The following is an 11,880-nucleotide window of genomic DNA, read 5'->3' on the forward strand; positions in this document are numbered from 1 at the left end:
AGCAAAAGAGCGTGACCCTCAAGGTGTGCCGGGAAGTCTGGTCGGCGAGTAGTACTGCCCTGCCCACCGACCGGAGGTCCCCCTGATGCCCGCGCCCTCTCGCAAGGTCCTCGGACGTCTCTCCCTCCCCGAGCGGACCTTCGTCACGGACGCGCTGCGCACCGAGACGGTGGGCGGTGTGCTGCTGCTCATCGCCGCGGTCTCCGCGCTGGTCTGGGCGAACGTCCCCGCCCTGCAGGGCAGTTACGAGAGCGTCAGCCACTACCACCTGGGCCCCGCGGCCCTGGGGCTCGACCTGTCGATCGCCCACTGGGCCGCCGACGGACTCCTCGCGATCTTCTTCTTCGTGGCCGGCATCGAGCTCAAGCGCGAGCTCGTCGCCGGTGATCTGAAGGACCCCAAAGCGGCCGCGCTGCCCGTGGCCGCCGCCCTGTGCGGCATGGCCGTACCGGCTCTCGTCTACACGCTCACCAACCTCACCGGCGGCGGCTCCCTGAGCGGCTGGGCCGTGCCCACCGCCACCGACATCGCCTTCGCGCTGGCCGTGCTCGCCGTCATCGGCACCTGGCTGCCGAGCGCGCTGCGCGCCTTCCTGCTCACCCTCGCCGTCGTCGACGACCTCTTCGCGATCCTGATCATCGCGGTCTTCTTCACGGCGGACATCGACTTCGCCGCGCTCGGCGGCGCGGTCGTCGGCCTCGCGGTCTTCTGGGTGCTGCTGCGCAAGGGCGTGCGCGGGTGGTACGTCTATGTCCCGCTCGCGCTGGTGATCTGGGCGCTGATGTACAACAGCGGCATCCACGCCACGATCGCGGGCGTCGCGATGGGCCTGATGCTGCGCTGCACCAGGCGGGAGGACGAGAAGCTCTCCCCGGGCGAGCGCATCGAGCATCTCGTACGGCCGCTCTCGGCGGGCCTGGCCGTCCCGCTGTTCGCGCTCTTCAGCGCGGGTGTCTCCGTCTCCGGCGGCGCGCTCGGCGATGTGTTCACCCAGCCGGAGACACTGGGCGTGGTGCTCGGGCTGGTCCTCGGCAAGGTGCTCGGCATCTTCGGCGGGACCTGGCTGACGGCCCGCTTCACCCGGGCCTCGCTCAGCGACGACCTCCAGTGGGCCGACGTGTTCGCCGTGGCGACCCTCGCGGGCATCGGCTTCACCGTCTCGCTGCTCATCGGGGAGCTCGCCTTCGACGGCGACGCGACGCTGACCGACGAGGTCAAGGCGGCCGTACTGCTCGGCTCGCTCACCGCCGCCGTCCTCGCGACCGTGCTGCTGAAGCTGCGCAACGCCCGGTACCGCAAGCTCTACGAGTCCGAGGAGCGCGACGACGACCAGGACGGCATCCCGGACGTGTACGAGGAGGACGACCCCGCGTACCACCTGCGCATGGCGGCCATCTACGACCGCAAGGCCGCCGAGCACCGGCGCATCGCCGAGCGCAAGACCGCCGAGCGGCTTGCCGAAGTGACGGGCGGGGCAGGCGAGGAGGACGACCGTCGGGCATGATCTGACGGGACGGTACAAAAGACACGGCCCATACAGAGTCAGTGATGAGGGAGACCGCGATGAGCGCACCCGACGGCAGCCCGGTCGGCGCCGAACGCAGCATCGGCCAGCTGTTCGCCTCGGCGACGACCGAGATGTCGGCACTGGTGCACGACGAGATCGCGCTGGCGAAGGCGCAGCTCAAGCAGGACGTCAAGCGGGGCGCCGTGAGCGGCGGCATGTTCAGCGTGGCCGGCGGGGTCCTGCTGTTCTCGCTGCCGATGCTCAACTTCGCGCTGGCGTACGGCATCCGGACCTGGAGCGACTGGAACCTCGCGGTCTGCTTCCTGCTGTCCTTCGCCGCCAACGTCCTGGTCGCGCTCGTCCTCGCGCTGATCGGTGTCGTCTTCGCCAAGAAGGCGCAGAAGAGCAAGGGCCCGCAGAAGGTCGCCGCCTCGATGAAGGAGACGGCCGGCGTGCTGCAGAACGCCAAGCCGCACCCGCGTCCGGGCAACGACAACAAGGCCCTGGAGGAGCGGGTCCGGGAGACGAAGGCCATCGAGGCTGTGGCACGCTCGTCGTCATGACCGATCCCGCCGCCCCTTCGGCGCAGCAGCCCGCCTCTCTCGTACGGCCCGACGGTCCCTGGACGCACCGGGACGTGGCGGCCAACGGCGCGCGCTTCCACATCGCCGAACTGGGCGACGGACCGCTCGTGATGTTCCTGCACGGCTTCCCCCAGTTCTGGTGGACCTGGCGCCACCAGCTGGAGGCGCTCGCCGACGCCGGCTTCCGGGCCGTGGCCATGGATCTGCGCGGCGTCGGCGGCAGCGACCGCACCCCGCGCGGCTACGACCCCGCCAACCTCGCCCTCGACGTCACCGGGGTGATCCGCTCCCTCGGTGAGCCGGACGCCGCGCTGGTCGGCCATGACCTGGGCGGCTATCTGGCGTGGACGGCGGCCGCGATGCGTCCCAAGCTCGTACGCCGGCTGGCGGTCGCCTCGATGCCGCATCCGCGGCGCTGGCGCTCGGCGATGCTCTCGGACGTCAAGCAGTCGCGGGCCGGCTCCTACATCTGGGGGTTCCAGCGGCCCTGGATCCCCGAGCGGCAGCTGACCGCGGACGACGGCGCGCTGGTCGCCGAGCTGATCCGGGACTGGTCCGGCCCCCGGCTGCCGGACGACAAGGCGGTGGAGACCTACCGCGCGGCGATGTGCATCCCCTCGACGGCGCACTGCTCGGTCGAGCCGTACCGCTGGATGGTGCGGTCGATGGCCCGTCCCGACGGCCTCCAGTTCAACCGGCGCATGAAGCGGCCCGTGCGCGTGCCGACCCTGCATCTGCACGGCTCGCTCGACCCGGTGATGCGGACGCGCAGCGCGGCCGGGTCCGGGGAGTACGTCGAAGCGCCGTACCGCTGGCGGCTGTTCGACGGCCTCGGACACTTCCCGCACGAGGAGGATCCGGTCGCCTTCTCGACAGAACTGATCAATTGGTTGAAGGACCCCGAACCCGATCGGTGACCGAACGGCCACTTGCCCGGCGCATAGGCCAATTGGGGGGCGTGGGGGCGGTTATCGACCTTGGGGCAGGGGCACACGTCCGGGTATGGGCTGGACGCACGACTACGGTGACGCGGCACGCAATCGACGCTCGGGCGCTGCCCTGAGCTCCCACCATCAGGGCGGTGCCCCGCACCTGCCGGGCGGCACGGATCTGAGGGTGGGCATCCCGCGCATCCTGCGCCGCCGGGCCCGCTGGGTCTCGGTGCGCCTGCGTCACCCCCGAGGCTGACGCACCCGCCGTCCGGCACCTCTCACAGTGCGCAGCTGTCGCTGTCCACCTGCTGGTTCGCGGTACGACCCTTGGCGATGTCCTCCTGGATCTCGTCCGCGGTGAGCGCGTACCCGGTGTCGGCGTCGTCGAGCGACTTGGCGAAGACCACGCCGTAGACCCTGCCCTGCGGGGTCAGCAGCGGGCCGCCGGAGTTGCCCTGGCGGACGGTCGCGTAGAGGGAGTAGACGTCGCGGTCGACGGTCCCCCGGTGGTAGATGTCCGGTCCGTGGGCGTCGATGCGCCCGCGCACGCGCGCGGAGCGGACGTCGTACGAGCCGTTCTCCGGGAAGCCGGCCACGATCGCGCTGTCCCCGCTGGCGGCGTCCTCGGACGTGAACTTCAGCGCGGGCGCGTCCAGATCGGGCACGTCCAGGACGGCGATGTCGCGCTCCCAGTCGTAGAGGACGACCGTGGCGTCGTACTTCCTGCCCTCACCGCCTATCTGGACCGTGGGCTCGTCGACGCCGCCGACGACATGGGCGTTGGTCATGACACGGCGGTCGCCGAAGACGAAGCCGGTGCCCTCCAGTACCTTGCCGCAGCTCTGCGCGGTGCCCATGACCTTGACGATCGAGCGCTGGGCGCGGGTGGCGACGGCACTGTGCGCGAGCTGGGGATCGGGCGGCTGGACCTCCTTGATGGGCTCGTTGGAGAAGGGGCTGAAGACCTGCGGGAAGCCGTTCTGCGCGAGGACCGAGGTGAAGTCCTTGAACCAGGTGTCGGCGGCGCCGGGCAGCGCCTCCTGCACCCCCAGGAGCACCTTGGAGCTGCGGACCTCCTTGCCGACCGTGGGCATGGTGGTCTGGGCGAGGGCGGAGCCGATCAGCCAGGCCACCAGCAGCATCGCGAGGACGTTGACGAGGGCGCCGCCGGTGGCGTCCAGGGCCCGGGCCGGGGACCAGGTGATGTACCGGCGCAGCTTGTTGCCGAGGTGGGTGGTCAGGGCCTGGCCGACGGAGGCGCAGACGATGACGACGACCACGGCCACGACGGCGGCGACCGTGCCGACCTCCGCGTGGTCGGTCAGCGCGTCCCAGATGACGGGGAGGGTGTAGACGGCGACGAGACCGCCCCCCAGGAACCCGATCACCGACAGGATGCCTACGACGAAGCCCTGGCGGTAGCCGACGATCGCGAACCACACGGCGGCGACCAGCAACAGGATGTCCAGCACGTTCACCGGTTCGAGCCTCGCCTCATCACTTCGCGTTCACCACAGGTCGGCCGGCCGGGGGCTGTCCCCGGGAAGACACAGCACGGACGCCACCCTGTCATGCGCGCCAGTCGAGCGGGACCTGCTTCTCGCGGTCCCAGGGACGCTCCCAGCCCGCGTAGTGCAGGATGCGGTCGATGATTCCGGCGGTGAAGCCCCAGACCAGTGCCGATTCGACCAGGAATGCCGGACCTCGGTGTCCGCTGGGGTGGACGGTCGTCGCACGGTTGTCGGGGTCCGTGAGATCCGCCACGGGAACCGTGAAGACGCGTGCGGTCTCGTTCGGGTCGACGACCCCGACCGGGGTCGGCTCGCGCCACCAGCCCAGCACCGGGGTCACCACGAAGCCGCTGACCGGGATGTACAGCTTGGGCAGCACGCCGAAGAGCTGGACGCCCGAGGGGTCGAGGCCGGTCTCCTCCTCGGCCTCGCGCAGGGCGGCCCTGAGCGGCCCGTCGCCCTTCGGGTCACCGTCCTCCGGGTCGAGCGCGCCGCCGGGGAACGACGGCTGCCCGGCGTGCGACCGCAGCGAACTCGCCCGCTCCATGAGCAGCAGCTCGGGTCCGCGCTCGCCCTCGCCGCCCTCGCCGAACAGGATCAGCACCGCCGACTGCCGTCCCGCGCCGTTGGCCGGCGGCAGGAAGCGGCTCAGCTGGAGCGGCTCGATCGTCTCCACGGCGTGCACCACCGGGTCCAGCCAGCCCGGCAGGCCGTCCTTGCTGAGCGTCACGCCCTCCGTATGGCTCGCCCGTGTCATCGCCACCCCCGTCGTCCTGCACTGCCCAACGCCCGACAGGCCCTAGATCGTTCCGCCCGGGCACGCCACCGGGCTTCGGGCGGCGGGGTCGGCGCTGTGGTCCGGGTCGGATTTCCGGTCCGGCCCGGTTCTCCGGTCCGGTTCAGCTGCAGGGCCCGGCTCGGTGTTCCGGCCCGTGCCGGTCCGCCCGGACCCGCCGTCCGTGTCCTCACCCGGTGGCCCCCAGGGGCGGCGCGGCCTTGCCGCCCGCGTCCAGGTAGGCCTGCGGGGGGTTCAGCCGCTGTCCCGGGAAGCCGCCCTTCTCGTACTTGAGGAGCTTGTGCGCCTTCTCCGGGTCCGTCTCGCCCTCGCCGTAGGCCGGGCAGAGGGGCGCGACGGGACAGGCGCCGCAGGCGGGTTTGCGGGCGTGGCAGATGCGGCGGCCGTGCCAGATGACGTGGTGCGACAGATCCGTCCAGTCGCTCTTCGGGAAGAGCGCGGAGACGGCCGCCTCGATCTTGTCGGGGTCGGTCTCGTCGGTCCACCGCCAGCGCCTGACCAGCCGCATGAAGTGGGTGTCGACGGTGATGCCGGGCCGCCCGAAGGCATTGCCGAGGACGACGAAGGCGGTCTTGCGGCCCACACCGGGCAGCGTGACGAGGTCGTCGAGCCGCCCCGGGACCTCGCCGTCGAACTTCTCCACGAGGGCCTTGGACAGCCCTATCACCGACTTGGTCTTGGCCCGGAAGAACCCGGTCGGCCGGAGGATCTCCTCGACCTCCTCGGGGTTGGCCGCGGCCAGGTCCTCGGGGGTCGGGTACTTGGCGAACAGCGCCGGGGTCGTCTGATTGACCCTCAAGTCGGTGGTCTGCGCGGACAGGACCGTCGCCACGATCAGCTGGAAGGGGTTCTCGAAGTCCAACTCGGGGTGGGCGTACGGGAACACCTCCGCGAGCTCGCGGTTGATGCGCCGGGCACGGCGGACGAGAGCGGTCCGCGACTCGCTCCTCGGGGGCTTCGTGGCAACCGTCTTGGCGGCCGACGCCTTCTTGACCGCAGCCGCCGCCTGCTCGGGAGCGGCGGTCGTCTTCTTCGCGGCGGCGGCCTTGCGCACGGGAGCCGCCTTTTTCGCCACCTTCTCCGCTGTCTTCTCCGCCGTCTTCTTCGCCGAAGCCCTCTTCTCCACCGGAGCCTTCCCTGCCGCTTTTGCCGTTTTCTTTCCGCCCCCGACGCCCTGTTCGCCCAGAGCGGAATCCCGACGTGCAACCACCCGCCCAGCCCCCTTGGCCTGTGCTCTCACCGGCGTTTTGGACACCCGGCCAGCCTAGAGCCCGGCACTGACATCCGCCCCGGACCCCGAAGACCGGCCCCCAATTGGACCCCTGCCGCTTACCCCGGGACATGTGTGCGGCATCCTTGTGACAGATCACACTGTTTGGACCGTCCGGCAAAATGGGCACCGGGTTCCCCTGGTACCAAAGGGGAACAAGATCCCCTGAGCAGGTCGACAAGGAGAGAACTCGTGGACGACGTTCTGCGGCGCAACCCGCTCTTCGCGGCACTCGACGACGAGCAGTCCGCGGAACTGCGCGCCTCCATGAGTGAGGTGACTCTCGCGCGTGGCGACTCCCTGTTCCACGAGGGCGACCCGGGTGACCGGCTCTACGCGGTCACCGAGGGCAAGGTGAAGCTCCACCGCACCTCACCCGACGGTCGCGAGAACATGCTGGCCGTTCTCGGCCCCGGCGAACTCATCGGCGAGCTGTCGCTCTTCGACCCGGGCCCGCGCACGGCGACCGCCACCGCGCTGACCGAGGTCAAGCTGCTCGGCCTCGGCCACGGCGACCTCCAGCCCTGGCTGAGCGCGCGTCCCGAGGTGGCCTCCGCGCTCCTGCGGGCCATCGCGCGGCGGCTGCGCAGGACCAACGACCAGATGTCCGACCTGGTCTTCTCGGACGTGCCGGGCCGCGTGGCCCGTGCGCTGCTCGACCTCTCCCGCCGCTTCGGCGTGCAGTCCGAGGAGGGCATCCACGTCGTCCACGACCTCACGCAGGAGGAGCTGGCCCAGCTGGTCGGCGCCTCCCGCGAGACGGTCAACAAGGCCCTCGCGGACTTCGCCCAGCGCGGCTGGCTGCGCCTGGAGGCCCGCGCGGTGATCCTCCTGGACGTCGAGAGGCTCGCCAAGCGCTCGCGCTGAGCGCGTGACCGTACGAACGACGCAGAGGGGCCCCGCCGGCTGGCGGGGCCCTTCGCGTACGGCCGGGGCACTTCGCGTACGGCCGGGGCACTTCGCGTACGGCCGGGGCCCCTCGCGTACGGCCGGGGCACTTCGCGTCCGGCCGGGGGCGGGACGCGCGGAGGCGGTTGGCCGGTGCGTCGTCTGGGGGGCCACGGTCGGCACCGCGCGAGAGGGCCCATGGGACGGGACTCGGCCGGGGCCACCGGAACGCGTCCGCGAGGCCGCACGGTCCGCGAGCGCGCCGGGACCCGCTGGCCCCGCACCCGGCCCCGCCTCGCCGTCGCAGGAGCTCGCGGCGTCCGATCACGTGATCGCCGTGAGCTGCGCCTGCGGCCGCCACATGCGCCCCCTGCGTGTCATCGGTGACGCTTGACCCTGTACGGCCCCACAGGCCCCACACGGCCCGCCCAGGGCCGTAAATGAGCTGCCCACGGGTCGGCCCCCGGGCACAGTGATCCCATGGCCGCCGCATCTGTTCCGTCCATCGCCCCCAAGGGACTCGACGCCCAGGGCTGCATCGAGCGCGAGGGCTCCCTCGGGCGGATCCCGCAGCCTTTCCGCCCGGTCGTCGCCGCCGCCCGCGACCGGGTGCTGGAGCTGTTCGGGCCGCGCCTGCACAGCGCGTACCTCTACGGCTCGATCCCGCGCGGCACCGCGCGCGTGGGCCGCAGCGACCTCGACCTCCTGCTCGCCCTGCGGGACGAACCGTCCGACGCGGACCGGGAGGGCGTACGGGAACTCGGGGAGGCCCTGGACAAGGAGTTCCCGCAGATCGACGGCGTCGGGACGCTCCTGTACGGCCGGGATGTCCTGCTGAGCGACCTGGAGCGCCACGACCTGGGCTGGTTCGTGGCCTGTCTGTGCACCCCGCTGCTCGGCGACGACCTCGCGGAGTACCTCCCGCGCTACCGCCCCGACTCCCTCCTGGCCCGCGAGACGAACGGCGACCTCGCCCTCCTGCTCCCCCGCTGGCGCGAACGGATCGGGACGGCGGACGCGGACGAGACCCGGACCCGCCTCGTCCGCGTCATCTCCCGCCGCCTGGTCCGCACCGCGTTCACCTTGGTCATGCCCCGCTGGAACGGCTGGACGAGCGACCTGCGGGAGATGGCCGAGGTCTGCGCCGCGTACTACCCGGAGCGCGCAGGCCAGGTGAGGGCCGCGGCCGCCCTGGGCCACGACCCGACCGCCGACCCGGCCGTACTGCGCGCGTTTGTCGACGACCTGGGCCCCTGGCTGGCAGCCGAGTACACGCGCGTGCACGGCGTGAAGGCCCCTAGGTGCGAAGCCCTTCAGGCGTGAAGCCCTCTGGGCATGAAGCCTTCTATGCGTGAAGCCTTCTATGCATGAAGCCCTTCAGATGAGCCCGTGCTCCTGCAGGTACTCCAGCTGGGCCCGCACCGACAGCTCGGCGGCGGGCCAGAGCGAGCGGTCCACGTCCGCGTACACGTGCTCCACGACGGCACCGGGGGTCCGGTGTCCGTTCTCCACGGCCGTCTCGATCTGGGCGAGCCGATGGGCCCGGTGGGCGAGATAGAACTCGACGGCACCCTGGGCGTCCTCCAGGACGGGCCCGTGGCCGGGCAGGACGGTGTGGACGCCGTCGTCGACCGTGAGGGACCTCAGCCGCCGCAGGGAGTCCAGATAGTCGCCCAGGCGGCCGTCGGGATGGGCCACGACGGTCGTACCGCGCCCCAGGACGGTGTCGCCGGTCACGACGGCCTGGTCGGCCGGGAGATGGAAGCACAGCGAGTCCGCGGTGTGGCCGGGAGTGGGGACGACCCTGAGCTCCAGCCCGCCGACGCGCACCACCTCGCCCGCGCCGAGCCCCTCCTCCCCCAGCCGCAGCGCGGGGTCGAGAGCCCGCACCTTGGTGCCGGTCAGCCCGGCGAAACGGACGGCGCCCTCCGCGTGGTCGGGGTGGCCGTGGGTGAGCAGCGTGAGCGCGACCCGCTTGCCGGCGGCCTCTGCGGTGTCGACGACCGCGCGCAGGTGCCCTTCGTCCAGGGGGCCGGGGTCGATCACGACCGCCAGGTCCGAGTCCGGTTCCGAGAGGATCCAGGTGTTGGTCCCGTCCAGGGTCATCGCGGAGGCGTTGGGAGCGAGGACGTTGACGGCCCGTGGGGTGGCGGGGCCCGAGAGGACCCCGCCCCGTGGCTGGCCGGGCAGGGCTGCGGCGTCGGTCATGCGGAGGCTCCACCGGTCGGGATGTGTTTGGTGAACTCGTCGTGTCCCGGCCAGGACAGCACGATCTCGCCGTCCACCAGGCGGGCCTGCGCGAGCACAGGGGTCAGGTCACGGTCGGGCGCGGCGGCGAGCGTGGCGGCGGCGGTGCCGTACGCGGTGAGCTGGCGCAGGGTGGCGATGGTGGGCGGCATCATCAGCAGCTCGCCCTTGTCGTAGCCGTCCGCCGCGTCCTCGGGCCTGATCCACACCGTGCGGTCGGCCTCGGTGGAGGCGTTGCGCGTGCGCTGCCCCTGCGGGAGGGCGGCGACGAAGAACCACGTGTCGTAGCGGCGGGGTTCGAACTCGGGCGTGATCCAGCGCGTCCAGGCCCCGAGCAGATCCGATCGCAGCACGAGTCCGCGACGTTCCAGGAACTCCGCGAAGGAGAGCTCCCGCGCCACGAGGGCGGCCCGGTCCGTCTCCCACTCCGCGCCCGTGGTGTCACCGACCACCGTCTCGGCGGTCGGCCCGGCGAGCAGGACGCCCGCCTCCTCGTACGTCTCCCGCACGGCCGCGCAGACGATCGCCTGAGCCGTCGTCTCGTCCACGCCGAGCCTGGCCGCCCACCACGCGCGCGTGGGGCCCGCCCAATGGATCTGGTGCTCGTCGTCACGGGGGTCGACGCCGCCGCCGGGATAGGCGTACGCGCCGCCGGCGAACGCCATGGAGGCCCGCCTGCGCAGCATGTGTACGACGGTCCCGGCGGGGCCGTCCTTCAGCAGCATCACGGTGGCGGCGCGTCTCGGCGTGGCCGGCGCGAGCGTGCCGTCCGCCAGCGCGCGGATACGGTCCGGCCATTCCGCTGGGTACCACTGCCCGTTTGCCATGGCCGGAGGCTAACTCCTGGGGCGCGGATGTTCGAGGGCCGGGCGGGTGTGGGGGGTGCCGGGTGGGTCGTGGCTGGTCGTGAGCAGCTGCGCTGGGCCTGGGCGGGGCGCCTAAGGGGGTGCCTCGCTGTGTCGTCGGGCGGGTGCGGATGCGTCGTGGCTGGTCGCGCAGTTCCCCGCGCCCCTGGGGAGGTGCGGTCAGTCGCGCCACGACGGGCCGTTCTCACCTCGACCCACCACGACGAACCGTTCCCACCCAGACCCACCACAACGAGCCGCTCTCACCCCGACCCACCACCACGGGCCGTTCTCACCTCGACCCACCACGACGAGCCGTAGGGACCCAGCCTCACCACGACGAGGCGTAGTCACCTCGACCCACCACGACGAGGCGTAGTCACCTCGACCCACCACAACGAGCCGTAGTCACCCCGACCCACCACAACAAGCCGTAGTCACCCCGACCCACCGCGACGAGCCGCTCTCACTCAACCCCACCACGACGAGCCGTAGGGACCCAGCCTCACCACGACGAGCCGTAGTCACCTCGACCCACCACGACGGGCCGTTCTCGCCTCGGCCCGCCCCGGCACAGCCGCCCGCGCTGCCCGCGCCCCCGCCGACCCCGCCCAGCCGCCGCAGGCATCACGCCTCGGTGAGTTCCACCTGGACCTCGACCTCGACCGGGGCGTCGAGGGGCAGGACGGCCACGCCCACCGCGCTGCGGGCGTGGACGCCCTTGTCGCCGAGGACCTCGCCCAGCAGCTCGCTCGCGCCGTTGATCACACCCGGCTGTCCTGTGAAGTCCGAGGCCGACGCCACGAACCCCACGACCTTCACCACGCGCGCGATCCGGTCCAGATCACCGGCCACGGACTTCACCGCTGCCAGCGCGTTCAGCGCACACGTGCGGGCCAGCGCCTTCGCCTCCTCGGCCGTGACCTCCGCGCCCACCTTGCCGGTGACCGGAAGCTTGCCGTCGACCATGGGCAGCTGGCCCGAGGTGTACACGTACACCCCGGACTGCACGGCCGGCTGATACGCGGCCAGCGGCGGCACGACCGCCGGCAGTGTCAGTCCGAGCTCCGCGAGCCGCGCCTCGACCGCCCCGCTCACGCCGTCTTCTCCCGCTTCAGGTACGCCACCAGCTGCTCGGGGTTGTTCGGCCCGGGCACGACCTGCACGAGCTCCCACCCGTCCTCGCCCCAGGTGTCCAGAATCTGCTTCGTGGCGTGGACGAGCAGCGGCACGGTCGCGTATTCCCACTTCTTGGTCATGCGGCCGACTCTAGCCGCTGCTCAGCCCTGGCTTTCAGCCG

The 11,880-nt window shown here is 71.8% G+C and carries 13 protein-coding genes; 6 read left to right on the plus strand and 7 right to left on the minus strand.

Annotation, left to right across the window (positions count from 1 at the left end; all coding sequences use genetic code 11):
* Positions 1–85 precede the first annotated feature (85 nt).
* The 4 genes from nhaA (at position 86) to AQI94_RS45695 (ending at position 3,279) form a co-directional block, all read left to right on the plus strand.
* Positions 86–1,504: a Na+/H+ antiporter NhaA gene (gene nhaA, locus AQI94_RS21245; RefSeq protein ID WP_031044714.1), complete on the plus strand. Its 1,419-nt coding sequence runs from the start codon at positions 86–88 to the stop codon at positions 1,502–1,504.
* 59 nt (positions 1,505–1,563) lie between these two features.
* Positions 1,564–2,070, plus strand: coding sequence for a phage holin family protein (locus tag AQI94_RS21250; protein WP_031044711.1), 507 nt, complete (start codon positions 1,564–1,566; stop codon positions 2,068–2,070).
* Positions 2,067–3,008 carry an alpha/beta fold hydrolase gene (locus AQI94_RS21255; protein ID WP_031044709.1) on the plus strand — a complete coding sequence of 314 codons (942 nt, stop codon included), beginning with the start codon at positions 2,067–2,069 and terminating at the stop codon, positions 3,006–3,008. Before AQI94_RS21250 ends, AQI94_RS21255 begins: the two co-directional genes overlap by 4 nt.
* Before the next feature lie 85 nt (positions 3,009–3,093).
* A complete protein-coding gene (locus tag AQI94_RS45695) occupies positions 3,094–3,279 on the plus strand; it encodes a hypothetical protein (protein WP_078902717.1) in 186 nt (61 codons plus the stop codon).
* Positions 3,280–3,301: 22 nt separating this feature from the next.
* Here AQI94_RS45695 and AQI94_RS21260 read toward each other — a convergent pair whose 3' ends face one another.
* The 3 genes from AQI94_RS21260 to nth all read right to left on the minus strand — a co-directional run bounded on the left by AQI94_RS21260 (position 3,302) and on the right by nth (position 6,456).
* Positions 3,302–4,501 (minus strand): MarP family serine protease, encoded by a 1,200-nt coding sequence (locus AQI94_RS21260; protein ID WP_031044706.1) that lies wholly within the window; start codon positions 4,499–4,501, stop codon positions 3,302–3,304.
* Positions 4,502–4,592: 91 nt separating this feature from the next.
* On the minus strand, positions 4,593–5,291 hold the full coding sequence (locus AQI94_RS21265) for an NUDIX hydrolase (protein ID WP_031044703.1): 699 nt from the start codon (positions 5,289–5,291) through the stop codon (positions 4,593–4,595).
* 208 nt (positions 5,292–5,499) lie between these two features.
* Positions 5,500–6,456, minus strand: a complete 957-nt coding sequence (gene nth / locus AQI94_RS21270) for an endonuclease III (RefSeq protein WP_031044700.1) — start codon at positions 6,454–6,456, stop codon at positions 5,500–5,502.
* 336 nt (positions 6,457–6,792) lie between these two features.
* Between nth and AQI94_RS21275 the strand changes: the two genes are divergently transcribed.
* On the plus strand, positions 6,793–7,467 hold the full coding sequence (locus tag AQI94_RS21275) for a Crp/Fnr family transcriptional regulator (RefSeq protein WP_007383667.1): 675 nt from the start codon (positions 6,793–6,795) through the stop codon (positions 7,465–7,467).
* 501 nt (positions 7,468–7,968) lie between these two features.
* Complete coding sequence (locus AQI94_RS21280; RefSeq protein ID WP_031043223.1) at positions 7,969–8,811, plus strand: nucleotidyltransferase domain-containing protein; 843 nt, start codon at positions 7,969–7,971, stop codon at positions 8,809–8,811.
* 54 nt (positions 8,812–8,865) lie between these two features.
* Here AQI94_RS21280 and AQI94_RS21285 read toward each other — a convergent pair whose 3' ends face one another.
* The 4 genes from AQI94_RS21285 to AQI94_RS44035 all read right to left on the minus strand — a co-directional run bounded on the left by AQI94_RS21285 (position 8,866) and on the right by AQI94_RS44035 (position 11,839).
* The gene (locus AQI94_RS21285) at positions 8,866–9,696 is read right to left on the minus strand and encodes an MBL fold metallo-hydrolase (RefSeq protein ID WP_031043220.1); all 831 of its coding nucleotides are present in this window, start codon (positions 9,694–9,696) and stop codon (positions 8,866–8,868) included.
* Positions 9,693–10,562, minus strand: coding sequence for an NUDIX hydrolase (locus tag AQI94_RS21290; protein ID WP_031043217.1), 870 nt, complete (start codon positions 10,560–10,562; stop codon positions 9,693–9,695). The genes AQI94_RS21285 and AQI94_RS21290 overlap by 4 nt, the downstream gene beginning before the upstream one ends.
* A 645-nt stretch (positions 10,563–11,207) precedes the next feature.
* Positions 11,208–11,678 (minus strand): RidA family protein, encoded by a 471-nt coding sequence (locus AQI94_RS21295; protein ID WP_031043215.1) that lies wholly within the window; start codon positions 11,676–11,678, stop codon positions 11,208–11,210.
* The gene (locus AQI94_RS44035) at positions 11,675–11,839 is read right to left on the minus strand and encodes a DUF4177 domain-containing protein (protein ID WP_086724107.1); all 165 of its coding nucleotides are present in this window, start codon (positions 11,837–11,839) and stop codon (positions 11,675–11,677) included. Before AQI94_RS44035 ends, AQI94_RS21295 begins: the two co-directional genes overlap by 4 nt.
* Positions 11,840–11,880: the final 41 nt, after the last annotated feature.

The organism is Streptomyces pseudovenezuelae, from assembly GCF_001513955.1.
Taxonomy (GTDB): Bacteria; Actinomycetota; Actinomycetes; order Streptomycetales; family Streptomycetaceae; genus Streptomyces; species Streptomyces pseudovenezuelae.